Source organism: Microbispora sp. ATCC PTA-5024 (genome assembly GCF_000511135.2).
In the GTDB taxonomy this organism is placed as follows: Bacteria; Actinomycetota; Actinomycetes; order Streptosporangiales; family Streptosporangiaceae; genus Microbispora; species Microbispora corallina.
Genome location: NZ_KI866524.1, coordinates 1,123,809 through 1,147,313, shown reverse-complemented (window position 1 = coordinate 1,147,313; position 23,505 = coordinate 1,123,809). Strand labels below are relative to the sequence as shown.

Below are 23,505 nucleotides of genomic sequence, written 5' to 3'. Positions count from 1 at the left end.
CTTTCTCCAGGCCCGGAGCGGATCAGGAACGGCGGATGGTGATGTCGCCGTAGGAGGTGCGGCCGTGCACCTCGACGGTCTCGTCGGCCTCCTCGGGCCGGGCGGCGCTCTCCAGCAGGTTCCGGACGTGCCCGAACGCCGTGTTCACCTCCAGCCAGGCGGCGGTGCCCTCGGCGATGCCGACCTCCAGGTCGCCCATGGCGGTCCCGAGCACGACCGAGCCGCGGACCACCTCGCCGAGGCGGATGCTGCCGTTGGCCGTCTTCGCGTCGACACCGGCGCCGGCCCGCTCGACGTGGATGTCGCCGTTGGCCGCGCGCACCCGCACGTCGCCGGTGACCGCGTCGATCGTGATGTCGCCGTTCGAGTTCTTGACCACCGCGGCGCCCTCGACCTCGCCGATCTGGACCTTGCCGGAGCCGGTGGAGATCTCGGCGTCGCCCGCGATGCCGTCGGCGGTGACGTGACCTGCCGACGTGTCCAGGCGCAGCGGGCCGGTCCGTTCGAGCCGGAAGTTCCCCGCGGAGGTCTTGAGCCTGCACTCCCCGAGCCGGCCGGCGCAGCGGAGGTCGCCCACCTGCATCTCGGCGGACACCTGGGAACCGCTGGGCAGTTCGACGGTCACGGCGACCGACCGGGTCTTGTGGGAGAAGTCGAAGACGCGCGCCTTCGGGCCGGTGACCCGGAGCACGCCGTCGGCGTAGTGGACGCGGACCTGCTGAGCGGCCTTCACGTCGGATTCGTCGGCCTCGTCGCTCGGGCGGACCTCGACGACGGTGTCGGCCCGGTCGCTCGCAGTGATCCGGACGTCGCCGGCGCCGAGGTCGAGCGTGACGGAAATGGGTCCGGGAGTCTCGTAATTGGGCATGGTCGTCTCCGCATCAGGGGTAGGTGAGCCGTCCCCGCAGGTCGGGGACAGGGGGAGAGGAGAGCGCGCGGCGCTAGCGCACCCAGCCGGTGAAGCTCTGCCTGGCCCGTTTCCCACCGCCGCGGGGCTCCGGACGCTGATCGCGATCGGACCGCTGCAACGCGGCGGCGGCCGCCCGGACCAGCCAGGCGTTGACCGAGCGCCCCTCCTTGGCCGCGGCCTCCTCGATCGCGGCCTTGAGCTGCTCCGGCAGGCGTACGTTGATCCGCGCGGCCGGGCCGTCCTCGGCGATCGGCAAATCGCCGTCCGGCGCGCCGCCGGTCGCCGCCGCGTCCTGCGCCGCGAGCTCGATCGGCTCGGCGGGGGGCGAGGTCACGACGAAGTTCGGATCGCGTCCGCGCAGGCGCAGCTCCACCGAACCCGGAGCCAGGTCCCGGGTGATCTCGTCGGCGGCGGCCGACAGCGTCTCCAGCAGCGTCATCCGGATCGCCGACTCCAGCGACCCGGTCAGGCGCTCGACCAGTGCGCGCGCCTCCTCACCGCCGGCTTCGGCAAGCGTGGCGAACTCGCGGCCGAGGTTGCTCACATACGAGGTCAAGTCCATGGTGCCAATATGGCACATTGATGGCACACTCACAAGCCATCATGGCTCAGAAGGGGTGTCATGCGTGGCACCACCGGATGTGCCGGACGAAAGAGCGCAGGTCACGCTGTATGTGATCCGTGCGGGCGGGCCGCGGATCAGCCACGCAGGGTGCGTACAGCGAGCACCGCCAGCCAGGCCCAGCCGATGGTGACCGAGACGCGCTGGATCAACCCGCCAAGATCGACCAGGCTTGCCCTCTGGGCGAAGGCGGCGCTGGCCAGCACCATCGTCCCCGCGAACAGGACACCGCTCGCGATCGAGTAGATCGCCCACCCTGGGGTGCCCGACCAGGCGAACACGAAGCAGGCCGCGGTCAGGGCCACGAAGCCGGCCAGTGACAAGAGGTCATGGAGGACTCCCTGTCGCGTGCTGTGCTGGGGCAGGTCGGGAGTCCCGGGAGGAAAGCCGCTCACCGGATCCGTACGGAAGACCCCCGCGCACAGCAGGCCGATCGCCCACGCGCCGACCAGCAGCGCGCCCCAGTGTGAGGGTCCGGCACGCCAGAGGCCCACGGCGAAGGCCAGGGACAGCAGGCCCCCGGCGAAGAAGTTGACGGTCTGGGCCCATCCGTGGTCGCCGAGCGCGAGCGAGCTGACCGGATGGCGCAGCACCTTGTAGTCGGCGCGGGTGGCGCCCTCGATGAGGTACGCGACGGTGAAGAGGGGGCCGGCGACCAGCCCGCAGACGAGCAGCAGTCGATCACTCATGATGTCAATGTAGGTTGACGCCCGTGCAGTGTCAACCTAGATTGACGCGAGTGGCTCGTCTGACCTGCTCGTCCGCATATCGTCATGGTGTGACGACGACAGTAGAACTCACCAGGTTCCGCGTCTCTCCCGAGCGTGCGACCGACCTCGTGGCTGCCCGCGCCGGCATGATCGCGGACTTCCAGGCCGACCGGGACGGATTTCTGGGCGCCACGCTGGTCCAGTTGCCCGACGGCGAATGGCTGGACATCGTGGAGTGGCGCTCGCCGGAGGACTTCGCGGCCTCCCGCAGCAAGGGCGGCAATCTGCCCGGAATCCAGGCCTTCTTCGCTCTGATCGACGAAGTCGTCTCCATGGAGGAGGGGACATCGCGATGACCCGCCCTTCACGGCGGGACGGTCGAGGAGCCCGGCGTTAGGCGCTTCCGCGTGGCGGGGGTCGGGATGTGCTTCCCGACCTGGGCCTTTGGTGTGGAGCGCGAAGTGGCAGCGGGTGGGGGATGATCGACTGTCGGGTGGTCTCCGTACACTGACGGGCATGGCATGCCGCATCAGTGAGCTGGTCATCGACGTCGCCGACCCCGAGCGGCTCGCCGCGTTCTGGAGCGAGGTCCTCGGCTACGTCGAGCTCAGCCGGGAGGACGACGGAAGCATCGAGATCGGCCCGCCCGACGCGGGCTTCGGCGGCCTGCAGCCCACCCTCGTCCTCAGCCCCAGCAGCGATCCGCGGGCCGGGAAGCTCCGGCTGCACATCGACGTCAACGCCACCGACCGCGACCAGGACGCCGAGTTGGAGCGGCTGCTCGCTCTCGGCGCCCGGCCCGTCGACATCGGCCAGACCGGCGCCGAGAGCTGGCACGTCCTGGCCGACCCGGAAGGCAACGAGTTCTGCCTGCTGCGCGCCCGGCTCCAGCCCGCCGGCCACCTGCGAGCCGACGCCACGGACTGATGAGCGACCGTGACGGCTCCCGCCGATCTGCCGGACGTCGAGCCGGGCCTGGGTGAGCCTCCACGCGGGCGGGCCGATGACAAGTTCCGCCCTTCAAGCGTGAACGGATGACCTGGATCAAACCGTCCTTCCTGTGGATGATGTACCGCTGCGGCTGGGCCACCACCACGGTTGATATGGGCTGAGCACGCCTGGTACAGCCGATCGGGAACTGCCTGCCACCATGCTGAGGCGTGGTAGGCGGGAGCAGCGAGCGACCGCACGGTACCTGTCGTACGACGCTCTGGACGAGCGGACGCGCACCACGCTGGTGGATGCGCTTATAGGCCGATTTTCCGGCACGACGGTACGTAAGATCGATAAGGTGCGCGGATGATCGGACCGCGGCGGGCACGTGTCGTACGGCCGGCGCTCGTGGCCGTACTCCTGGTGGCGGGGCTCGCCGGCGAGCCTGACCTCATCGAGCACTCGGTGATGTGCTCCTCCATGTCCTTCGGCGACACCGTGTCGCTGTCCTGCGACGACCCGGAGTTCGAGGCCCGCATCAAGGCGGAGGCGCTCACGCCCCAGGAGGCGAAGGCCATCGGCTGCCCGCCGATCCGATGGGCGGACGACCAGGCCGCGGACGACCAGGTCACGGACGAGGCCGTACCGTCGTTCTACCCCGACGCCATGGATGTGGAGCCCACGTACACTCCGCGCACGCCCGACCCGGCGGTCGCCGCGCGAGTGAACCAGGCGTGGGACCGCGTCGAACGCTGGCTGGGCGCGCACGCCTCGGCCACGCTCCGGAAGCTCAAGTTCGGCGCCGATCCGAAGATCCCCGCCGGCTGGGAGGCCGACCACGGCCGACGGCTGCCGGACGACCTGTACGTCTCGTATCTGCGGCACGACGGCGCCGACGGCAACCTGGGGGCGGGATTCCAGCTCCCGCCCTCGTACGGCCTGCTGGGCCTGTCCGACATCGACTACATCAATTGGTCCAACTGTGAGGATCTGGTGGAGTCCGGCGATCGGGACGCGGCCGACCCCGAGAACGGGGTGTGGCACGGCAGCCTCCTCGCCGTCGGCAGCGACAGCAGTGGACGGGAACTGTTCGTCGAGCCGCGGACGGGCCGGGTGGGCGAGGCCGCGTGGCAGGAGAAGCTGACGTACGACGGCCCGATGGGCTGGCCGTCGCACGTCGCGATGCTGGAGGCGCTGGCCGGCGCGCTGGAGCGGGGTGAGGCGCTGCGGGACTGGTACCCGGTCGTCACCGCGGGCTGCGAGTTGCGCTGGGCCGAGGAGCCCGCCCCTCTGCGGCCGGGCTGCGCCGGCGGCCCCCGGCCGTCCCCCACCCCCACGCCGACCGTGGAGCCGACCCCGGAGAAGCCGACGGCCGCGGAGTTGCGGGCCGGCGGGTGCCTGCCGCCCCGCCGTACGCCCCGGGTACACCTGCCCGGCCCGGGCGTCACCGCCGAGGTGAACGCGGTCTGGCGGCGTCTCGAGCGGTGGCTGGCCCGGAGGGCGCCCGCCACGTACAAGCTGCTGCGGCCACCGGCCCGCCCCCTGGACATCGCCAGGTCGGAGGCGGTGATGGGTCTGCGGTTCCCGGATGACCTGCGCGCCTCGCTGTTGCGGCACGACGGCGGCGGCTCGTGGGGGTTCGGTCCCGCCCCCTTCTACGAGCTGATGTCCGCCAAGAACATCCGTACGGAGTGGAAGATGCTCTGCGACATCGGCGGAGACTCCCTCGGGTACTGGTGGCACGGCCGTCTCATCCCCTTCGCCGACGCCCATGACGGCGGGAACCTCTTCGTCGACACCCGTACGGGGAAGACGGGCGAGTTCTTCAACGAGGAGGGCCTCACCCTGGAGGGCGACGTGGTGTGGCCCTCCTACCTCGCCCTGCTGAAGGCGACCACGAGGGCCCTGGAGGCGGGCAGGCCGATCCGCGGCTGGCGGCCGAAAGTCGTCAAGGGCGAACTGCAGTGGGAGAGCACCCGCGGTTGACGCTCCCGGCCTCGGCCCGGAGCCGAGGGAGTCGTCGCTCTTTTGCCCAACCCGGGGTGCTTCGGGAGGTTGGCCGGCCGTGTTGGGGTACCAGGGCCAGGGGATTCATCGTTCGGCGGCGGGGGCGGGCAACCGCTCCGCACCGCACACCCGGGGGGTCGTCATGGGAACCCGAGGTCTCATCTGCTGGAGAGCCTGTCTCACGACTGTCGGCACGGTCACCCTTCTCGCTGTGGGGGCCGGGAACGCGAAGGCGGCGTCCGTTCCCCACGGGGACGATGTCGATCCGTCGACGCGTACCAACATCACGAACGCCATGCAGGGCGAGGCGTTGGCGCACGTCACCTACCGCGCCTATGCCAGGCAGGCGGACAGGGAGAACCTGCCCGACGTGGCGGCGCTGTACCGGCGCACCGCCCACACGGAACTGCGTGAACACTTCACCGAGCAGGCGAAGCTGATCGGCCTGGCCGGCGACAACACGGCGAACCTCCGCGACAGCACCGGGGGCGAGTCGTACGAGGCGACGACGATGTACAAGCAGTTCGCCGAGCAGGCCAAGGCGGACGGCGACCAGGAGGCCGCCAGGCTCTTCTCCGAAGTCGGCCAGGACGAGGCCAGGCACCGTGCGAACTTCGTCCAGGCGCGCAACGCCATCACCGAGCGGTCGTCCCGGGCGACCGTCCCGACCGACGTGCAGGCCAAACCGGTGGAGATCCAGGCCGGGCCGCCCAGGGTCTCCTCATCCCGCACCCTGGACAACCTGCGGGCGGCGATGAAGGGCGAGGCCTTCGCCTACGCCAAGTACACGCTGTACGGCGACAGGGCGGGGGAGACCGGGCAACCCAGACTCGCCGAGCTGTTCCACCGGACGGCCGCCGTCGAGCGCACCGAGCACTTCGCCGAGCACGCCAATATGGCCGGCGCCGTGCGCGACACCGGGACCAACCTGTGCGCGACGATCAAGGGGGAGACGCACGAGGGTACGCAGATGTACCCCGATTACGCCCGCCAAGCCTCGGCGGCCGGCGACACCGAGGCGGCGAGAGTGCTCAACGACACCGCGAAAGACGAGCTGAAGCACGCGAAGGCCTTCTCCGAACAAGTGTCGAAGCTCGGCAAGCAGTGCCCCATGTCCAGCTGACCAGGGGCGGGTGTATCTCGATCAAACAGGGAGCAGCCGGACTGATGGGGTCAGGGCTGGAGGTCGGTCACCCGCCCGACGTTCGCTGCCGAGTCGTCCGGAGTGCTGACAGGCGAGCTCTCTGAGCGGTCCGCCGGCTGCCAGTGCTGCGGGTAGGCCGGTCGCTGCTCCGGACGGCGGGGCCGCCACTGGCCCGGGTGTGAGCCGGGGTAGGGAGGCCGGTGATCCGAGCGGGGGACCGAGGACGCGGGCACGCAGTCGTACTGCGGGCACGGCGTGGTGAAGCACTGCTTGGGGGAGGGCACGCAGACGCGGCCCGGACCACAGTTGACCGCCGCGCACGGCGATCCGGGAGCACACGTACCGGGCGCCTGACCGGCCGGCGGGGCGGGGATGACCGCCCGAGCCGGTGGAGGCGCCGACAACCCGTCTGCCCAGGCCTCGGCCGCGACGGCTGGTGATGCGGACACCACGGTCACGCCCATGATCAGGATCAGTCTTCGGAGCAGCATTCTTCCCCCGTGGTGCTTGCTTCTACCTCTCGCGATGTTCGCACCGGCCGCACCTGCTGTCGGCAAAACGACTCTCGGCAAGTCTTATGGCTTCTCAGTCACCGGGCCGAATGGGTTTCGGCCGGCGCACGAACGTCCGGAATTGTGAGCCGTCGCTGGTACGGCCATCACGCCAAACCATCCCGGGACTGAAATATGTTGATTGTTACCGGTCGTTTCCGGTGTCTGCTGCTGGGACACGGTCCAGTGATTGTTCGGTCAGGCTGCCGGTGGTTTATCGCGAACAGTCGCGGTCGATGACGGTGAAACTTTCAGCGGCCGACCGGGGCTTTCGCGGACTTCGGCTCCCTTCTATTCCCTGGTCACTATACGAACGGCGTGACCGCTGATACCGGAGATGCTGGCGGGACCGAGCCCCGATTTCGCCGTGCTGGACCCATTCGAGATCCCCTATATAACCTCCGGGCGTTCCCGTACCCCCTGGATTGTTGGAGTGTGAGTTGACCGAACACTCGTGGGGACGTCGCCTGACGACGTCGATCGCGCTCGCCGTCACGGCGTTGGCCGTCACCTGCCTGCCCGTGAGCCCCGCCCATGCCGCGTACGGCCCGGACCAGCAGGTCTACGTGCAGGTGATCGCCAACGACGGCTCCGGGATGCAGCTGGCCCGCCTCGAAGGGACCGTCGCGTTCGATGACTCCAACACGAAGTACCGCTACTCGCTGAGCCTGTGCTGGCAGAGCGGCGCGTACCCCCAGCCGTCCTTCCTCATCAACGTCAACGGCACCACCACGAACTACCCGGTGTGGACCGGTTCCACGTCGGCCAGCGGATGCCAGCAGGTGGCCCTGTACAGCGCCGAGGCTTCGTTCGGCGGTTCCGTCTACAACCTCCGCTTCGACGTGACCGCCGGCTGGTTCAGCCACGGATATCAGTACATGACGCGTACCAAGAGCAGCGGCACCTACGACAACCCCTTCAACTGACCCGGCGCGGCAGTTGACCGAAGCCCAGGTCCCGAATATGTCGGTCGACCTGGGCTTCGGTCATTGAAGCGGGTGAAGGGAATCCGACCTGAACACTCTTGGAAAAGCCATTTGGTGCCGGGTCACGACGGCGCCGAGGGCTCGGTGCGATTGACGGCCTGGTCGCCGTGCGGTCCGAACAGGTGGAGGATCTCGACGGTGTTCGTGTCGGCAGGGCCGAACCAGTGCCGTTCACTGGTGTCGAACTCGGCCACCTCGCCGGGGCGGAGTGCGAAGTCGCGTTCGCCGATGATGAGGCGGAGTGTGCCGGCGAGGACGTAGAGCCATTCGTAGCCGGGATGGGTGACGAGCTTCGGCTGCCGGGGCGCGAGGACCTGTTTGAAGACCTGGACCCGGCCCGGGTACTGGGTCAGGGGCACGACGACGCTGCCGCGCTGCCGGCGGTGGGGCTTCAGGTGGACCCGTGGGTCACCGGTGGCCGGCGCGGCCACCACCTGGTCCAGCGCGACCCGGTGGGCGCGGGCGAGTGGGATCAGCAGTTCGAGGGTGGGGCGCCGTTTCCCCGACTCGAGGCGGGACAACGTGCTCAGCGAGATCCCGGTGTCCGCCGCGAGCATCTCAAGCGTGAGCCCGCGGTCGCGGCGCATGGCGCGCAGCCGGGGCCCGATGCCGTCGAGGATCTCCGCGAGTTCGGCTTCCATGCTCTCCATTTTGCAGCTTTCGCAAATTTGCTGGGCCGGGACGGCCACAGGCTCCGAGCATGGCTTCGCAGAAACGTTCGGAGACTTGGAGCTTCCCCGTGGCCACGACATTCCTTGCTGTTCACCCCACGTCGAGTGCGCGCCGGCGGTGGGCGGTGCTGGCGATCTGCGCGCTGAGCATGTTCCTGGTCGGGCTGGACACCACGATCGTCAACGTGGGACTGCCGGCCATCGGGCGTGGGCTGGGTGTGGACACCCGCAGCCTGGAATGGGTCGTGGACGCCTACACGGTGGTCATGGCCAGTCTGCTGATCTCCTCGGGTGCGCTGGCGGATCGCTTCGGACGGCGTCGTGTGTTCCGGTGCGGGCTGGTCGTGTTCGGGGCCGCGTCCCTGGCGTGCGCGCTGGCCCCGTCGCCGGGCATGCTCGTCACGGCCCGCGCCGTCCAGGGAATCGGGGCTTCGATGCTCAGCCCCGTGGCTCTGGCCATCGTGGTGAACGCGATGCCCGATCCGCGGGAGCGGGCGCAGGCGATCGGGATCTGGGGGTCGGTCTTCGGGCTCAGCATGGCCGCCGGACCGGTCACGGGCGGCGCGCTCATCGCGGCGTTCGGCTGGAGGTCGGTGTTCTGGATCAACGCCCCGGTCGTCGTCGCCGCACTGGTCCTGAGCGCGGTGTTCGTGCCGGAGTCCCGCGCGCCTCGGGTCCGGCGGCTCGACGCGCCCGGCCAGATTCTCCTCACCGTCGTCGTGTGCGTCTCGGTCGCTGTCCTCATCGAAGGCCCGCACATCGGCTGGGCCACGCCCCTCGCCTGGGCCGGATACCTGATCGTCGCCGCGGGCGCCGTGGGTTTCGCCGCCGTCGAACGGCGCCGTCCCGAACCGTTGATGGACCTCGCGCTGTTCCGGCGGCCGGCCTTCACCACCGCGGTCCTGGGCGCGGTGGCCTTGTTCGCCGCCTTGAGCCTCGGTCTGCTGCTCAACACCCTGTATCTGCAGCACACGCAGGGATGGACCGCGCTCACCGCGGGGATCGCGACCCTGCCGATGGCGCTCGGGGCGACGGTGTGCGCACCGCTGTCGGGCACCCTGGTAGCCCGCTTCGGGGCTCGACGACCGCTCCTGCTCGCGGGCGCGTTCATCACGGTCGGTGGGCTCAGCCTGGCCGACCTGCGTCCCGACACGAGCACACCGCACCTCCTGCTGGCCTACCTGCTCATCGGCATCGGGTTCGGCTTCGCCAACGCCCCGATCACCAACACCGCGGTGAGCGGCCTGCCCCAGGCCCGTGCCGGCGTCGCGGGAGCGATCACCTCCACCGCACGTCAGGTCGGGTCCGCCATCGGCATCGCCCTCGCGGGTGGCGTCGTCGCCGGGGCCGGCCCAGCAGAGCTGGCCAGTGCGTCCCGTCCCGGATGGCTCCTGGTCGCGGGCTGCGGACTGTTCCTCTTCGTCGTCGCGCGGGCCGCCCGTCCGTCGACCACCCCCGGTGGAGCGGGATGACCCATCCGGCCGAAGTTGCCGACGTGGAGGGGAGCGGCTTCGATGATCTCCGTGTCCCGTCCAGTCTCCGCATCCGTACGCCGGCGTCGGCCGGTCTGTCGAGCGCTTGTCATGGCCTTAATGATCACGTGCCTCGGCCCGCTCGCGCTGACGGGCTGCACCGGATCGGACGGGCCGCCGTCGCTGCCGCCCGCCGGCGTGTACGACCATGACGCGGCGGGTGAGAACTCGCAGGCCGGACCGGCCCCGACCGACGGTGTGGCAGGGGCTCTCACTCGGCCGTTGAGGGAGGCCGGATGGTTCTGCGCGCAGGTCCGCGCCAACGCGGACGGTCGTGCCCTGTGGTGCCGGATCGGTCGTCGCGACGAGACGGACGCGGTCTCCCCGCAGGTGGCGCAGTTCCTGCTCGACCACGACGACCGGCTCGCCTGGGGGTGGTTCCCGCCCAGTCAGGCGAACCAGAAGGACGATCAGGTTGCCGCGGCCGCGGCGCCGGCGCTCACCGCGATCTGGCCCGGCGCCGGTGATCGCGTACGGCAGGAGGTCGGCGACTTCGATCGCGATCTCGAGACGCGTACGACGCGGCGAGGTGACGACATCCCGCGGGCGGCGTGGCGGGACGCACACGCGGACTACAGCTACGACGGGCACAACGGACTGGTCGTCACCGCCCAGGACACGTCCGTGCGGCGCTGGCCGTTCGGCTCCGAGCACTACGCGACCGCGATGAGCTCCGCTGTCGACGATCTCCTGGCCGGCGGTTACGACTGCTTCTATCCACCCCAGCAGAGCTGCGACCGCCCCCAGTCGAACGGCTACTTCCGCGTCGCCCTCCGTGGTGACCAGATCGTCTCGGCCCAGTTCGGCATCGGCAGCCGGATCGAGTCGGGGCGGCAACGACACCCGCTCAGCGAGGAGTTCCCGCACGGCCTCACCTTTCTCACCGAGGCGGTCCGCCGTCCGGTCACCGAGCGCATCGAGCAGTCCCGGCGATCCGGCACCGGCTTCGCCGGCATCGTGGCCGGAACCGTCGTGATCATCGACGCGCGCCGGGGAATTGCCGGGGGAGACGACCTGGTGGCGTACTTCGACATCCAGATCGGGGTACCGCTGGCCGCGACCTGATCGCGCCGAGCGGAGTTTCACATCGGCGCCCGCGAGGGGATCGTGGAGACGAGCGCCTGGACGGTCAGGGCGGCGGTGTCGTGGGCTGTTCGACGCGGGACCGGCCGAGACGCCCGCGGAGCAGGCCGGTGACCGAGGGGCCGCCCGAGAAGCACCACAGCGCGATCACGGGATCGCAGATCGCGCATCCGAGGGAGGATCCGTCCGCGAACGGGATGATCGGGGTGCCGTGCAGGTGGTGCAACAGATCCCAGCCGGTGTGCAGCAGCCACCCGATGCCGACGAATGTCCACGACTCCAGGCCCCGGTAGGCGCAATAGGTCATGACGGCCGTGAAGGCGAACTCCCACGGGCCGAAACCGCCGCCACTCAGGTAGGCGGCCCCGGCTCCGGCCACCATGATCGCGTTAAACTTCCGCCGGTACGGTTCGCGGATCAGGGACATCAGGCACACGTACCCGACACCGATCATGATCGGTACGACGACGTTCATCGTCGGGGTCCCTCCTGCCGACGGCCGCCCGGCGCGGCGAAGGTGTTCGCGGTGGCATCCGCGTAGGGGAGCTCAAAGGCGGTGATGACATCGAGTCGGTCGATCATGAAGGTGTCCGTTCTCGTCGAGAGGCGTCGGGACGCGGTCGAGGCTAACCAGCGGCGTCTCCTGGCTCCTAGTAGCTGGAATGACAATGTCCAACGGAATATCGCCAACGGCTACTCGCGCTCAGTCAGCCGACGAACAGCAGCAAGGAGCCTTTGGCGAGAACTCGGTGCAGGCATAGGTTGTCGCCATGCACACCGTCGTCGTCCTCGTGCTGGATCAGGTGATCCCCTTCGACCTGTCCACCCCGATCGAAGTGTTCACCCGCACCCGGCTGCCCGACGGCCGCCCCGGTTACCGGGTGCGGGTCTGCTCTGAGCGACCTGACGTGGACGCCGGCCACTTCACCCTGCGCGCTCCGTGGAGACTGGACGCACTCGCCGATGCGGACACGGTCATCGTGCCCGGCACCGCCGATCCGGCCCAGCCTCTGCCGCCGGCCGTCCGTGACGCGCTCTCCAGGGCCGCCGCCGACGGCACCCGGATCGCCTCCATCTGCACCGGCACCTTCATCCTCGCCGCCGCCGGACTGCTCGGCGGGCTGCGCGTCACCACCCATTGGCGGGCCACCGCTCAGCTCGCCGCCGCCTACCCCGACATCGAGGTCGACCCGGACGTGCTCTACGTCGACAACGGGCAGATCCTCACCTCGGCCGGTGCCGCGGCGGGCCTGGATCTGTGCCTGCACATGATCCGCCGGGATTACGGCTCCGCCGTCGCCGCCGACGCCGCACGACTGTCCGTCATGCCGCTGGAACGCGAGGGCGGCCAGGCCCAGTTCATCGTGCAGCAGTACCCGCCCACCCCACGCGGTTCGGCCATCGAGCCTCTCTTGCTCTGGATCGAGGACAATCTCGCCCGGGATCTCACCCTCGCGGACATCGCCGTTCAAGCCGGAATGAGCACCCGCACCCTGATACGGCGCTTCCGCGAGCAAACGGGCACCACACCGTTGCAGTGGCTCCACCGGGCCCGTGTCCGTCAGGCCCAGCACCTGTTGGAGACCACCCACCATTCGATGGAACGCATCGCGGCCCAGGCCGGCTTCGGCTCGCTCACCGCCTTCCGCGACCGATTCAAACGCGTCGTCGGCGTCAGCCCCCACGCCTACCGGAGCAGTTTCAGTTAGAGCCTCGCCGGCCGCCATGAGGGCCCCGTGGCATGCCAGCCGTCGCCCGAACGACCGCGGGGATGACGACTTTCCCCATGGCGTCCTGGCTGCGGAGGCCGATCACATGTACCCCTTCCGGAACGTCACGGTGCAGAACCGTGCCGCAGGACGTGCGGGGCCGCCGGCTGTGTGAGATATCCCTCTCCCGTCATCATGGCGATGGCGGTCTGAGGAGGTGACCATGGAGTGATGACCTCCTCGCCCCGCCCGCCGCACGTCAGCGGCCAACCCGATCCGGCAGGCGGGACCACCGCGCTCGGTGGAGAGCCCGCTCCCGCACGCGGGTACCTGCTGGACAACGCGCGCGCCGAGGCGGGCGAGCGATTCGTCTGGCTGGCCGAGCTGTTCGACGGTGTGACGCGGGGGCACTTCGATCGACTGGGGGTCGGGGTCGGCTCGCGCTGCTGGGAGGTGGGAGCCGGTGGCCGCAGCATCCCGGAGGCGCTCGCGGCGGCCGTCGGTCCGACCGGGTACGTGCTGGCCACGGACATCGACCCGTCGTGGCTGGAGGCAGGCGGCGGGTACGAGGTGCGCCGGCACGACGTCGCCGCTGATCCGCCCCCGGAGCCGGGGACGTTCGATCTGGTGCACGCCCGGCTCGTACTGATCCATGTACCCGACCGGGCTCGGGCGTTGGCCGCGATGGCGGCGGCGCTGCGGCCCGGCGGCTGGCTGCTGGTCGAGGACGCCGATACCGCTCTGCAGCCACTGGCATGCCTGGACGACAGCGGCCCGGCGCAGCGGCGGGCCAACCGGCTGCGCGACGCGGTCCGGGAACTGCTGACGCGCCGCGGCGCGGACCTGCGCTACGGCCGGACACTGCCGCGGGCATTGCGTGAGGCCGGCTTGGTGGATGTCGCCGCGGCGGGCGCTTTCCCGGTCGGCGGGCCGGCCTGCGACCGGCTGGAGGCGGCGACCATACAGCACGTGCGCGGCGAACTGCTCGCGGCCGGCCTGGCCGACGACGCCGAGATCGACGCGCACCTGGCCGCCATCCACGCGGGCGAACTCGACCTGACACTCGCGCCGCTGATCTCGGCCTGGGGACGCCGTCCGGCCGAGCGCCCGCCGGTGCGCGGTTAGGTGCGGATTCAGGCGTTGCCCGGCCCGCCCACAGCGGGCAAGGTATGCGGCTGTGGCCGAGTGTCACGTTCGGGCTGACGCGCTCGGGTGGCGTCTGCGGGCGACGGCGCGTGCCATCAGGGGGAAGCCGATCAGAGCCGGCAGCAGCCAGTAGGCGATGGCCGGGAGCCTGTCCCAGAGCGGTAGATGCGGGCCGTTGTCGACGTAGAAGCCGGTCAGGAGCAGGACATAGGACGTGCCCATTCCCACGATGTGGACCTCAGGTCGCTGCCGCCGACTGGCGTACCCCGTCAGCGCGGTGACGATCGCCAGGGTGCCGACGGCGAACAGGTGGGCGCTTTCTCGCCAGCGGATCACCGACATGACGGTCAGCGTGCCGTAGACCACGACCAGTCCCCACAGGTAGACGCGTCCGAATCGCAGGTGTCGTGGGCCCCCCTTTCGCGTCACCGCCGCCATCGCACCGCAGATCACACACGTGATCCCCGCGATGACGTGGACCGCGAGCGCGGTGAGGAAGACAGGTCCGGCGTCGGGGACGGGAGTGCCCGCGATGTCGATGACGTCCATCGCATCTCCTATACGTAGGATTGCTACCTATAGCGACGCTACTCCGGGCCTTGGCCGATGGAAAGAGCCGGTGTAGCGTTGCTACCTATGAGGGCGGAAGCACTCAAAGGACATCTCGACGGCCTCCTCCTCGCCGCTTTGGAGGACGGACCGCAGCACGGCTACGCCGTGAAGGAAGCTCTGCGTGACGCCACGGACGGCAAGATCGACCTGCCCACCGGCACCGTCTACCCGGCACTTCACCGGCTGGAGCAGGCGGGACTGATCAAGGGAAGCTGGTCGGTCGTGGGCGGTCGCAGACGGCGCACCTATGAGCTGACCGAGAAGGGGCGGCGCTCCCTGGCGGGAGCGCGCGACCACTGGCAGGAATTCGCCGCCGTGATATCCGCGGCGCTGGGTGGTGGACCATGGCCCGCCACGAACTGATCGAACGTCACCTTCAGGCGCTCGCCGAGCGGCTCCCCGCCCCCATGGTCGATGAACTCGCCGACGGTCTCCTCGCGTCGTACGACGACCAGATGGAGCGCCTCGGCGATCCGGATGCGGCGGCCCGGGCCGCGATCGCGGACTTCGGCGACGCCGACACCGTCACGGCCGCCTTCGTCCGCGCCTCTCCTGGCCGGCAGGCGGCGTTCCGGCTGCTCGTAGCCGGGCCGATCGTCGGACTGAGCTGGGGAGCGGTTCTCCTCACCGGCGACGCCTGGGCCTCGACGATCCCCGTGCCATCGCGTCTGACCTTCGGATTCCTGCTGGGGTCGGCTGTGCTCCTGCTGGTGCTCGCCGTTCGGGAGCGGCGGCGGTATACCACGGTACGGCTGGCCGCCCTTGGCGCTACAGGAACCGTCGCCGTCCTGGACACGGTGATACTGGGCACGGTGCTCACCCTTCTGCCACCGCCCTCCCCGCTGCTGCTCGTGGCCCTGATCGGGAGCTCCGCGAGGATCATGCTGGCGGCGCAAGCCATACCCGAACTGGTCACACATCCCTGAGGGTCCCGATGCCGGCGTTCGGCATCCCGGCTGCGACTCCCCGACCAGCCGCCTTCGTGACGCCGCTGCCTGTTGCCGGACAGCTCGGCCAGGCCGCATGTGCTCGTCCGATCCGCACTTGACACGATCCGACCCGTGGGTGATTTATGGATTTATGGGGCATTCGGCCAATGTTGAAGATGAAACTGATGATAGGTCCGATTTCGGTCGATCATCATGGCCTGGTTGGCGTGGTCGGGCCCGGGAGTGGACGCTTGTCGTCGGATTGCTGCAGGCGGCCAAGGTAGGCCGGGGTGCGGTCTTACTGGTCGAGGGCCGGTCGGGCGTCGGGAAGAGCCGCATGCTCGGCATCACCACCACCGCGGCGGCGAGGGCGGGGTTAGGGGTCGCTCAGGGCACGGCGGACGAACTGACCCAGCTGATACCACTCGCCCCGTTGACATCGGCGCTCGGAGAACCGGGCCGTGCGCTTCCCGCGCTCGCGCACATGAACGTCTGCGGTCAGGCCGATCAACGGCTGCTGCTGGTGGAACACCTGCAAAGCCAGTTGGAGCAGCGGGTGGCTCAGGAACCGATGCTCCTCGCGCTGGACGACCTGCACTGGGCTGATCCGATGACTCTGCTGGCGCTGCGGTCGATGACCAGAGATCTCGCCTCCTATCCACTCGTCTGGATGCTGACCCGTACGACCGGCAGCGGCGACTGTCCCCGCCTCAACCGTCTGTTCGACCTGCTGGAACGTGATGGCGCGATCCGGATCACGCTGGGGGCGCTGGACCGGCGAGCTGTGGCGGACGTCATCACCGACGTCCTCGGGGCCAAGCCCGAGCCGGACGTGCTGGCCTTGGCCGGCATAGTCGACGGCAATCCCTTCCTGCTCGTCGATCTTCTTGAGAAGTTCCAAAAAGAGGGCGTCTTCCAGATCGCCGACGGTCACGCGCGGATGGCGGCGTCCCCGCCGCACGCCCAGGCGATCATGCAGGAACGCCTTGAGGGGTTGTCCGCACGGACCAGGTACCTGCTTCAGTGCGCCGGAATCCTCGGCCGTTCGTTCTCGGTGAAGGATCTGGCCGAAATGCTCGGCGAATCGACCAATGGTCTGTTGCCGATGCTGGAGGAGGCGATGTCGGCGGGCATCATCGAACCTGCCGGAACTGAACTGTCCTTCCGGCACGATCTGCTGTGGCAGGCGGTGATCGGGACCATCCCCGACTCCGTACGCCGGGCCTTGCACCACGACGCGGGAAAGATGCTGCTCAAACGTGGCGGGTCGGCTGTTCCCGCCGCCGCACACCTCATTCACAGCGCCGGTCGCGGTGATACCTCCGCGCTGCTCGGACTCGACCGCGCGGCGCGCGAGGTGCTGCGGTCCTCACCGCAGACCGCCGTCGACCTCGCCCTGCGGGCGCTCGAACTCAGCGACTCCGCCGACCCTGACTGGTTCGGTCGCGCCGCCACAGCGGTCGACGCCCTGACGGTCATCGGACGGCTGTCCGAGGCGGCCGATCTCGCCCGTTCCGCCCTCGGCAGGGCCCCGCCCCTCCACGCCCCTCGCCTGCGATGCGCGCTGGCGCACATCCTGCTGTTGAGCGGCCGACCGGCGGATGCGATAACCGAGGCCGAAAACCTGCTCGCCCGCAAGGACCTGCCCGATGACCTTCGCGGCATCGCCGAATGGACGATGTTCTGGGGGCTTACCTGTCTGAACGACTTCCGGAAAGGACGGCGGCAGGCGGAAGCCGTTCTGGCCGATCGCGAGCGGCACGCCGATGCCGCGGTCGTCGGAGCACTCCTGCTGCTCGCTCAGTTCGCCATGGTCGATGGGCGGATCGCCGACTCGTTCACTCACCTTTGCGAGGCCCTGCGCATCACCGACCGCGGCACCGCCGAAGCCATCCAGCGCCCGTATACGCGCTTGATACTGAGCCTCTACTACAGGGCCATGCGCGAGTTCGACGCGGCCGACATCGCCATCCGGGCCGCCGAGGAGGAGATCAACGACCTCGGACTGACCGTGCTCGCCGCACAACCCGCGCTGTTCCGCTCCGTTCTGCATCTGGGCGCCGGCCGACTTGACGACGCCGCCGCCGAGGCCCAGGCCGGGAGCATGACCGCCGAAGAACTGGGCACCCACGGGTTCATCCGCGTCGGGCTGTCCATACTCGCTGTCATCGCCCTGCGGCAGGGCGACATCGACGCCGCGGTCCGGCACATCGAACGCTTCCAGTCCATCCAGGCCGCGCCCGAGATGTTGTACGGATCCGTGTGGGAGAAGTGGGTGATGGCGGCGGTGGCCGAAGCCCAGGGTGATCCCGGGCGCGCGGTCGACATACTCGACGCCATCTACACCGACGAGGAGAAGCGGCGCTGGACACTCCTCACGACGCCTCTCACGGCCGCCTGGATGACCCGGCTGGCGCTGGCCGCGGCGAACCGTCCGTATGCGCGGGCCATCCTTGACACGGCCGAGTACCTGGCCCGGAACAACCCGGACTTTCCCGTCTTCGCCGTCACGTTCGCCCACGCCCGCGGCCTTTTCCACCAGGACCCCGACGCGCTGGCCGCCGCCGCTGATCAACCCGAACCGTGGGCACGCGCCTTGGTCGCCGAAGACCTCGGCGTCCTGCTGGCCACCACGTCCGGCCCCGATGCCACCGCGAAGGCCATCGACAGCCTGGATGAGGCGCTCGACGGCTACGAGCGCATCGGTGCGCTCTGGGACGTGGCCCGGGTGCGAGCCCGGCTGCGGGCGCTTGGTGTGCGGCGCCGCCACTGGGGCCAATCCCAGCGGCCGGCCTTCGGCTGGGACAGCCTCACCGACACAGAACGCGCCGTCGCCAGCCTGATCATCAGGGGCATGACCAACCGCCAGATCGCCCAGCGGATGTTCCTGTCGCCGCACACGGTGTCCACCCACCTTCGCCGGATGTTCAACAAACTCAACATCGCATCCCGTACGGAGTTGGCCCGCATCGTCGCCGAAGAATGCCCCGAGCTCATCAAGGGTGGCTGACCACGCCTCCCAGGCCGTCTGCCGACGGCTCGGCATGAACTGTTGCGCGTTCGACGACATGTGAACAGGAGCCTTGAGCCGCGGAAGGACACCCTGCTTCTCGGCGGTGCAGGACCTGTCCCGCACAAGCGGATGCCGCAGTGGCACGTATCGGAAACAAGCCTGACAATGGATCAATGCGAGAAGCGTGGGCGCATGTCGGCCGACTCTGGACGAACGGTGATCCGTTTCTCGCTGTCGATGCTTCGTTGCGCGGCGCGTGGCGTGGGTTCAGTGACGACCACTACGACGACATCGTGGAGATCGGTCAGGAGGCCACCGGCATCGTGGTTGGAACCGGCCGGGCAGTCCTCGTCGGCGCGGACGGAGTCGTCGGCGATGACAGTTGGATGGAGGTCTTCCAGGCCGAGGACGGCGGCATCGCCGTCGTGCAGGCGTCCGGTCCCGACTATCCGCGTGTGGTGAACGAGGCTCTCCACTACCCGGACACCGACGATGAAGTCGGCGATCCGCTCGTTGTGAGCAGCGGCGAGCTCGCCGTGTTCAGCGCCGCGTGCGACGGCGCCGGGCCATACGCGGCACCACTGGTCCCTGCCCTGCCGGGACCAGCGCCCCTGGAGTACGGACGACCATCGAACAAGGACGATCCGGGCCTTCTGATAACGACGACGAACACCACGTTCGGGTTCAAGGTGCGCTGGTACACCCAGTTGGACGAAGAGAACTGTTTCGCCCGGTGGCTGCTGACCCCTGCACGAACCTCCTAATGAGTAGGCGCCCCAAACCAGAGAACGCGCGGACGCGGCGCGGTGAGGTATCGGCAGGGTGCGGACCCGAACGGGCACGCAACGGGCACGCGAGCGGACTCGCCGGAGCGAGTCACGTGCCGAAGCCAACCGCGAACGCCCGTTGGAGATAGTCCCAGACCTGCGCGGTCAGTACACCGCGGGTGGCGGCCTCGGGCCCTTTTCGCTCGATGCGGGCATAGATCGACGACATCATGGCCGGTTCTCCGGCCGCCATGTCACGAATCATCGCGGCCCATCGCCGCGCCAACTCCTGTACGGCGGGATCGGCCGGGTCCGTTCCCCCGTCTATGTGGGCCTGGAGCTCGGCGACGATCTCCGCCCCCTGTCGCCGCCATCCGGCGAACCTGTCGGGGAATCCGGGCTCCAGGTGTCGCTGTTTCGCCTGCGCCAGTTGCTCGGGCGTGAAGTCGTTCGCCTGCACCAGTGCCTCCATGGCTTCGATGAGTTGGTCGATGGACGGCTCGGTGGCCCGCAGGGTGGCGTGGAGCAAGGCCGTTAGCCGGGTACGCAGGTGCCGATGCGTCTCGATGGTTCGCTCGACGTGGGCGAGCTGGGCGCGTACGGCCGAGTCGAAGTCCTGAAGGTCCCCGTCGAGCGAATCGGCGATCTGGGCCAGCGGCATCCCCAGCTGGCGCAACGCGAGGATCCGGTACAGCCGGCGGACGTCGCTGTCCGTGTACAGCCGGTGCCCGGCCGGCGTGCGCAGCATGGGCACGAGCAGCCCGATCCGGTCGAAATGATGCAGAGCGCGGACGGTGAGGCCCGTCGCCGCGGCGAGGTCACCGATCTTCCACGATCGCTCGTCCATGTGATCACCCGATTAGACGCTATTGCCTGACGCGACGTCAGGTACAAGACCCGGCATCGGCCATTTCTCCTGCTTGCACCTGACGCGACGTCAGGCGGCACCATCCGTCGCGGGTCCGCTGCGCGGGCCGGCGGACAGCCGCTGCGCTATGGGCCTCTTCCAGAGGAACCGACAAAGGGGCGGCATGCTCACCGAGTTCCCCATCCCAACGCCCGACAGCGCCCCGCTCGACGTGACCGCCGGGCCGGACGGCGCCATGTGGTTCACGGAGTTCCTCGGCAACAAGATCGGTCGGATCACCGGCGCCGGCGACATCGCCGAGGTCCTGATCCCCACCCCCGACAGTCGCCCGGAGGGCATCGCCACCGGTCCGGACGGGAACCTGTGGTTCACCGAGCGGGCCGTCGACCGAATCGGCCGCATCACCCCGGGCGGCCGGATCACCGAGTACCAGCTCGACGAGGGCAGTCTGCCTCTCGACATCGCCCTGGGCTCGAGCGGCGACCTCTGGTTCACCGAGCGCGCCGCCAACTGCGTCGGCCGGATCACGCTGCGAGGGAAGCTGACGCACTTCGCGGTGCCCACCCCTGCCGGCGAACCCCTCGGCATCGCCGTGGCCGCCGGTACGACCATCTGGTTCGTTGAGGGCGCGAGCGACAAGATCGGCCGCCTTCACGTTCCGCGCCACGACCGCCGTCGAGCCGCTGGGGAAGCCTTTCACAATCAACGGGGCTGAGTGGGGAAACGCTGGGCGAGTGACCGTGCGTGTCCGTTACGCCACGGGGACCAGCGTCAGATAGACCATCCCGAGGATCCCCCGGTAACCGGTCAGGTACGAGGCGCGCTGCCGGTCGGCGTCGGCACGCAGCTCCGCGGCCTTGGGATGGTCGAAGTTGGCGGCCAGCCATACCTCGATGTCGGCGAGATAGCCCGCCTCGAACTGGTCCCACTCTTCCTGGGAGGCGACTTCCAGCCACTCCACCCGGAACCCGGCGCTCACCGCCGCTTCGACCATGCCGTCCAGTGGAAGGTGGTCATCGTGCTTGGCACCCGGCCACATCCTGGCCAGTTCCTGCGGCTGCGGCCGGCGCTCCCAGAAGCCCTCGCCGTACAGCACCCGGCCGCCGGGGTTGACCAGCCTGCGCAGTTCCTTCAGCGCCTCACCGAACTGGTCGGGTGCCGGGGCGTCGCTGAGCGCCTGCCCGGAGCCCACGCACAACACCACGTCGGCCGGACCGCGCTGGGTACCGGTGGCGGACTCCTCCAGGTACTCCATCCGGTCGGCCAGACCGCGACCGGCCGCAAGGGCCCGCCCACGCTCCAGGTCCCGGGCGAGCAGGTCGATGCCGACGCCTGTGGCACCAGGTGCGGCGGCGAGCAACCGGAGGCTCAACTCGCCCCAACCACAGCCGATGTCCAGCACACTCTTCGGTTCCGTCGCCACCAGGCGCGCGAGGAACCCCGCGGCCCGCTCCTCACTCAACGGCCCGTGGAAGGTCAGCCTGCCCCGATTCGCCGGGGGCATCTGGTCGCCGGTCGTCTCGTTTGTCGTCTGATCAGTCACGAGCGGCAAGCGTAATTACGGCGGGTACCTCCATGCACCTGCAATAAGCCTCAATCGGACTGGTCCCGACGGGGTGATCCAGCCCAGGCGCCGGATCCATCGGTCCATCCGGGCTTTCCCCATGACGGCGGGTGACGGGAATCGAACCCGCGCTCAGGTCCGCTGTGGCGTGGCCGGTCGCGACCATCGGGGAACTTCGAACAGCCACGTCGCGCGCACTGCGAGCAGCCCGCGGTGGATCGCCAAGCTCAGGTCGATCACCACGCCGGTCAGCAGAATCGGGTACCCCGCCACCGTGAGCGCCGTCCGTCGCCACCCAGCCCGGACATCGGACCGACGAGGAACCCGTGCAGCAGGGCGAGCAGCGGCATGTGGATGACGTAGATCGGCAGCGTTCGTCGTCCAAGGGCGGCGAGCGCGTCACCCACCGACTGCCACCTGCTCACTCGCTCGGCGGCGGTTTACGCCGAAGGCCACCGCCGCGACGGACACCGCCGGCCATACCCCCACCCAGCGCTGACCGCGGGCCCGGCCATGACCGTCAGCCCCGCGGCGTACACGACGAAGGTCAGGCGGCGGTTGAGTGTCATTTTCCTCCGAGAAGACGTTCGTGGACGTGATCAAGCAGGCTGACGACCTAACACGTCTAACCTGTCGGCGTGGGCACCGACATCTACGGCTACATCGAGGCTCGCCATCCATCCGCTGACGAGGACTGGTACGACTGGGATGCATGGGCGGTGTCCATGCCCCTCTACCCGCTTTATGACGGCCGCGACTATGAGTCGTTCGGCTGCCTCTTCGGCGTTCGTAACCGGCTCGGCTGGACCCCGGTTGCGGCCCGCCGTGGTCTACCTGCCGACGCGTCGGAACCTGTTCGTACCGACTATGAGGACTCCGTCCGGATCGACGCCGCCGTACATGGCTGTACCTGGGTTACGTGGGCGGAGCTACGTGATCTGGATATGACTGTCCGTCCCGCCGCTCGGGGGGTGCTCGATGTTCAGCCACGACATAGCTCGTCGATCAGCCGATATCGGGTCGATGACCAGTGGCCCAAGGATGTCGTGGAGGAGTACGGCATGCCGCCGTTGGGTGCCTCGCCCGTCAAGGCTCCGATGGGTCGCTGGGAGGTTTCTGGAGCGACGCTTGAGTATCGCCTCGTGACCCGGCTGGACGCACTGGGACCTGGCACCGGGTGGGACCACGTCTTCAGGGTGATGCAGGCGTTGGCGCTGCGGTTCGGGCCCGGAGGCGTGCGCTTGATCGTCTGGTTCGACTGACGGCACTGTGATGGTCGTGCCGACCGGTGGCGGTACATCGCGACCCGGGCAAGGGAGAATCACCTGACCTGGGCCCTTGGATTTGGAGCGGGTGACGGGAATCGAACCCGCGCTGTCACTGGAATAGGCTACTGATTTTGCCGTGCTGAGCTGGGAAAACAGGGGTGCAGGTCAAGGCCGGTCGAGTGCCCGTGAGTACCCATCGGCGACCGCAGATCTCCGCCTGTTCGGGCATGCATCTGGCGGGTGATCAAAGCCGTGACCTGGCCGCTTCCCTACCTGGGCTCGCGTTGGTCATTCAAGTCGCTGTGGTAGGGGAGATCCTGGAACGCCCGACAGCGGAGTTGACCTCCGAGGAAGTGGCCCATTTCGGGCGGGAACTGCCTACGGCGACTGGCTTCGATCGACTGTGGGCCACGCTGGAGACAGCAGTGAAGGTCGTGGAAGGCGGTGACGTCCCCTCGGGTGGTGTAACTCCAAGCTGGT

25 protein-coding genes and 1 pseudogene are annotated in these 23,505 nt (G+C 69.0%); 17 read left to right on the top strand and 9 right to left on the bottom strand.

What is annotated here, in order from left to right:
• Positions 1–22: 22 nt before the first annotated feature.
• From MPTA5024_RS25895 to MPTA5024_RS25885, 3 genes are all read right to left on the bottom strand, one after another.
• Positions 23–868, bottom strand: coding sequence for a DUF4097 family beta strand repeat-containing protein (locus tag MPTA5024_RS25895; RefSeq protein ID WP_036328829.1), 846 nt, complete (start codon positions 866–868; stop codon positions 23–25).
• Between the two features lie 73 nt (positions 869–941).
• Entirely contained in the window at positions 942–1,472 is a 531-nt protein-coding gene (locus MPTA5024_RS25890; protein ID WP_036328828.1) for a YlcI/YnfO family protein, read from the bottom strand.
• A gap of 137 nt (positions 1,473–1,609) precedes the next feature.
• On the bottom strand, positions 1,610–2,221 hold the full coding sequence (locus tag MPTA5024_RS25885; protein WP_036328826.1) for a DUF998 domain-containing protein: 612 nt from the start codon (positions 2,219–2,221) through the stop codon (positions 1,610–1,612).
• 50 nt (positions 2,222–2,271) lie between these two features.
• Between MPTA5024_RS25885 and MPTA5024_RS25880 the strand changes: the two genes are divergently transcribed.
• The 6 genes and pseudogenes from MPTA5024_RS25880 (at position 2,272) to MPTA5024_RS25860 (ending at position 7,803) form a co-directional block, all read left to right on the top strand.
• Positions 2,272–2,598: an antibiotic biosynthesis monooxygenase family protein gene (locus MPTA5024_RS25880; RefSeq protein WP_198167370.1), complete on the top strand. Its 327-nt coding sequence runs from the start codon at positions 2,272–2,274 to the stop codon at positions 2,596–2,598.
• Positions 2,599–2,758: 160 nt separating this feature from the next.
• Complete coding sequence (locus MPTA5024_RS25875) at positions 2,759–3,169, top strand: VOC family protein (protein ID WP_036328823.1); 411 nt, start codon at positions 2,759–2,761, stop codon at positions 3,167–3,169.
• A gap of 98 nt (positions 3,170–3,267) precedes the next feature.
• Positions 3,268–3,354, top strand: a pseudogene (locus MPTA5024_RS44355) (DUF4291 family protein); the annotation flags it as partial.
• A 187-nt stretch (positions 3,355–3,541) separates the two neighbouring features.
• Positions 3,542–5,161 carry an SMI1/KNR4 family protein gene (locus MPTA5024_RS25870; RefSeq protein WP_051458633.1) on the top strand — a complete coding sequence of 540 codons (1,620 nt, stop codon included), beginning with the start codon at positions 3,542–3,544 and terminating at the stop codon, positions 5,159–5,161.
• Positions 5,162–5,393: 232 nt separating this feature from the next.
• Entirely contained in the window at positions 5,394–6,305 is a 912-nt protein-coding gene (locus tag MPTA5024_RS42590) for a ferritin family protein (protein ID WP_198167369.1), read from the top strand.
• Between the two features lie 1,012 nt (positions 6,306–7,317).
• Entirely contained in the window at positions 7,318–7,803 is a 486-nt protein-coding gene (locus MPTA5024_RS25860) for a hypothetical protein (RefSeq protein ID WP_036328821.1), read from the top strand.
• A 122-nt stretch (positions 7,804–7,925) separates the two neighbouring features.
• On the opposite strand, the gene MPTA5024_RS25855 is transcribed toward MPTA5024_RS25860, so the two are convergent.
• Complete coding sequence (locus MPTA5024_RS25855) at positions 7,926–8,504, bottom strand: helix-turn-helix transcriptional regulator (protein WP_036328820.1); 579 nt, start codon at positions 8,502–8,504, stop codon at positions 7,926–7,928.
• A 98-nt stretch (positions 8,505–8,602) separates the two neighbouring features.
• Here MPTA5024_RS25855 and MPTA5024_RS25850 point away from each other — a divergent pair, with 98 nt between their 5' ends.
• Positions 8,603–10,006 carry an MFS transporter gene (locus tag MPTA5024_RS25850; RefSeq protein WP_051458632.1) on the top strand — a complete coding sequence of 468 codons (1,404 nt, stop codon included), beginning with the start codon at positions 8,603–8,605 and terminating at the stop codon, positions 10,004–10,006.
• A 120-nt stretch (positions 10,007–10,126) separates the two neighbouring features.
• Positions 10,127–11,131, top strand: a complete 1,005-nt coding sequence (locus tag MPTA5024_RS25845) for a hypothetical protein (protein ID WP_232326632.1) — start codon at positions 10,127–10,129, stop codon at positions 11,129–11,131.
• A 64-nt stretch (positions 11,132–11,195) separates the two neighbouring features.
• Here the strand turns inward: MPTA5024_RS25845 and MPTA5024_RS25840 are convergent, their stop codons facing one another.
• On the bottom strand, positions 11,196–11,624 hold the full coding sequence (locus MPTA5024_RS25840) for a DUF6010 family protein (protein ID WP_036328814.1): 429 nt from the start codon (positions 11,622–11,624) through the stop codon (positions 11,196–11,198).
• Between the two features lie 295 nt (positions 11,625–11,919).
• Here MPTA5024_RS25840 and MPTA5024_RS25835 point away from each other — a divergent pair, with 295 nt between their 5' ends.
• Together MPTA5024_RS25835 and MPTA5024_RS25830 are read left to right on the top strand one after the other, a co-directional pair.
• Positions 11,920–12,858, top strand: a complete 939-nt coding sequence (locus MPTA5024_RS25835) for a GlxA family transcriptional regulator (protein ID WP_036328813.1) — start codon at positions 11,920–11,922, stop codon at positions 12,856–12,858.
• A 231-nt stretch (positions 12,859–13,089) separates the two neighbouring features.
• On the top strand, positions 13,090–13,983 hold the full coding sequence (locus MPTA5024_RS25830; protein ID WP_084369979.1) for a methyltransferase domain-containing protein: 894 nt from the start codon (positions 13,090–13,092) through the stop codon (positions 13,981–13,983).
• A 63-nt stretch (positions 13,984–14,046) separates the two neighbouring features.
• Here the strand turns inward: MPTA5024_RS25830 and MPTA5024_RS25825 are convergent, their stop codons facing one another.
• The gene (locus tag MPTA5024_RS25825; protein WP_036328811.1) at positions 14,047–14,553 is read right to left on the bottom strand and encodes a hypothetical protein; all 507 of its coding nucleotides are present in this window, start codon (positions 14,551–14,553) and stop codon (positions 14,047–14,049) included.
• Positions 14,554–14,640: 87 nt separating this feature from the next.
• On the opposite strand from MPTA5024_RS25825, the gene MPTA5024_RS25820 reads away from it, so the two are divergent.
• From MPTA5024_RS25820 to MPTA5024_RS25805, 4 genes are all read left to right on the top strand, one after another.
• A complete protein-coding gene (locus MPTA5024_RS25820; protein ID WP_036328809.1) occupies positions 14,641–14,979 on the top strand; it encodes a PadR family transcriptional regulator in 339 nt (112 codons plus the stop codon).
• Positions 14,961–15,542 carry a hypothetical protein gene (locus MPTA5024_RS25815; protein ID WP_036328807.1) on the top strand — a complete coding sequence of 194 codons (582 nt, stop codon included), beginning with the start codon at positions 14,961–14,963 and terminating at the stop codon, positions 15,540–15,542. The genes MPTA5024_RS25820 and MPTA5024_RS25815 overlap by 19 nt, the downstream gene beginning before the upstream one ends.
• Before the next feature lie 97 nt (positions 15,543–15,639).
• On the top strand, positions 15,640–18,555 hold the full coding sequence (locus tag MPTA5024_RS25810) for a helix-turn-helix transcriptional regulator (RefSeq protein ID WP_084369978.1): 2,916 nt from the start codon (positions 15,640–15,642) through the stop codon (positions 18,553–18,555).
• A gap of 176 nt (positions 18,556–18,731) precedes the next feature.
• Complete coding sequence (locus MPTA5024_RS25805) at positions 18,732–19,322, top strand: hypothetical protein (RefSeq protein ID WP_036328805.1); 591 nt, start codon at positions 18,732–18,734, stop codon at positions 19,320–19,322.
• 112 nt (positions 19,323–19,434) lie between these two features.
• Here MPTA5024_RS25805 and MPTA5024_RS25800 read toward each other — a convergent pair whose 3' ends face one another.
• The gene (locus MPTA5024_RS25800) at positions 19,435–20,172 is read right to left on the bottom strand and encodes a MerR family transcriptional regulator (protein ID WP_036328803.1); all 738 of its coding nucleotides are present in this window, start codon (positions 20,170–20,172) and stop codon (positions 19,435–19,437) included.
• A gap of 148 nt (positions 20,173–20,320) precedes the next feature.
• Here MPTA5024_RS25800 and MPTA5024_RS25795 point away from each other — a divergent pair, with 148 nt between their 5' ends.
• Positions 20,321–20,908, top strand: coding sequence for a Vgb family protein (locus MPTA5024_RS25795; protein ID WP_157099715.1), 588 nt, complete (start codon positions 20,321–20,323; stop codon positions 20,906–20,908).
• A gap of 36 nt (positions 20,909–20,944) precedes the next feature.
• Here MPTA5024_RS25795 and MPTA5024_RS25790 read toward each other — a convergent pair whose 3' ends face one another.
• Together MPTA5024_RS25790 and MPTA5024_RS41305 are read right to left on the bottom strand one after the other, a co-directional pair.
• Complete coding sequence (locus MPTA5024_RS25790; RefSeq protein ID WP_036328801.1) at positions 20,945–21,736, bottom strand: SAM-dependent methyltransferase; 792 nt, start codon at positions 21,734–21,736, stop codon at positions 20,945–20,947.
• 269 nt (positions 21,737–22,005) lie between these two features.
• Positions 22,006–22,164, bottom strand: coding sequence for a hypothetical protein (locus tag MPTA5024_RS41305; RefSeq protein WP_157099714.1), 159 nt, complete (start codon positions 22,162–22,164; stop codon positions 22,006–22,008).
• A 231-nt stretch (positions 22,165–22,395) separates the two neighbouring features.
• Here MPTA5024_RS41305 and MPTA5024_RS25785 point away from each other — a divergent pair, with 231 nt between their 5' ends.
• Complete coding sequence (locus tag MPTA5024_RS25785) at positions 22,396–23,019, top strand: hypothetical protein (protein WP_051458629.1); 624 nt, start codon at positions 22,396–22,398, stop codon at positions 23,017–23,019.
• 164 nt (positions 23,020–23,183) lie between these two features.
• Positions 23,184–23,505: hypothetical protein (locus tag MPTA5024_RS43780; protein WP_232326631.1), on the top strand; the 322-nt coding region annotated here is incomplete at its 3' end.

Excerpts from the sequence above, each read along its gene's own strand:
- MPTA5024_RS25895 (WP_036328829.1), bottom strand. The coding sequence starts at position 868 with ATGCCCAATTACGAGACTCCCGGACCCATTTCCGTCACGCTCGACCTC.
- MPTA5024_RS25890 (WP_036328828.1), bottom strand. The coding sequence starts at position 1,472 with ATGGACTTGACCTCGTATGTGAGCAACCTCGGCCGCGAGTTCGCCACG.
- MPTA5024_RS25885 (WP_036328826.1), bottom strand. The coding sequence starts at position 2,221 with ATGAGTGATCGACTGCTGCTCGTCTGCGGGCTGGTCGCCGGCCCCCTC.
- MPTA5024_RS25875 (WP_036328823.1), top strand. The coding sequence starts at position 2,759 with ATGGCATGCCGCATCAGTGAGCTGGTCATCGACGTCGCCGACCCCGAG.
- MPTA5024_RS25870 (WP_051458633.1), top strand. The coding sequence starts at position 3,542 with ATGATCGGACCGCGGCGGGCACGTGTCGTACGGCCGGCGCTCGTGGCC.
- MPTA5024_RS25855 (WP_036328820.1), bottom strand. The coding sequence starts at position 8,504 with ATGGAAGCCGAACTCGCGGAGATCCTCGACGGCATCGGGCCCCGGCTG.
- MPTA5024_RS25845 (WP_232326632.1), top strand. The coding sequence starts at position 10,127 with ATGATCACGTGCCTCGGCCCGCTCGCGCTGACGGGCTGCACCGGATCG.
- MPTA5024_RS25840 (WP_036328814.1), bottom strand. The coding sequence starts at position 11,624 with ATGAACGTCGTCGTACCGATCATGATCGGTGTCGGGTACGTGTGCCTG.
- MPTA5024_RS25835 (WP_036328813.1), top strand. The coding sequence starts at position 11,920 with ATGCACACCGTCGTCGTCCTCGTGCTGGATCAGGTGATCCCCTTCGAC.
- MPTA5024_RS25830 (WP_084369979.1), top strand. The coding sequence starts at position 13,090 with ATGACCTCCTCGCCCCGCCCGCCGCACGTCAGCGGCCAACCCGATCCG.
- MPTA5024_RS25825 (WP_036328811.1), bottom strand. The coding sequence starts at position 14,553 with ATGGACGTCATCGACATCGCGGGCACTCCCGTCCCCGACGCCGGACCT.
- MPTA5024_RS25820 (WP_036328809.1), top strand. The coding sequence starts at position 14,641 with ATGAGGGCGGAAGCACTCAAAGGACATCTCGACGGCCTCCTCCTCGCC.
- MPTA5024_RS25815 (WP_036328807.1), top strand. The coding sequence starts at position 14,961 with ATGGCCCGCCACGAACTGATCGAACGTCACCTTCAGGCGCTCGCCGAG.
- MPTA5024_RS25810 (WP_084369978.1), top strand. The coding sequence starts at position 15,640 with ATGTGCTCGTCCGATCCGCACTTGACACGATCCGACCCGTGGGTGATT.
- MPTA5024_RS25805 (WP_036328805.1), top strand. The coding sequence starts at position 18,732 with ATGCGAGAAGCGTGGGCGCATGTCGGCCGACTCTGGACGAACGGTGAT.
- MPTA5024_RS25800 (WP_036328803.1), bottom strand. The coding sequence starts at position 20,172 with ATGGACGAGCGATCGTGGAAGATCGGTGACCTCGCCGCGGCGACGGGC.
- MPTA5024_RS25795 (WP_157099715.1), top strand. The coding sequence starts at position 20,321 with ATGGGCCTCTTCCAGAGGAACCGACAAAGGGGCGGCATGCTCACCGAG.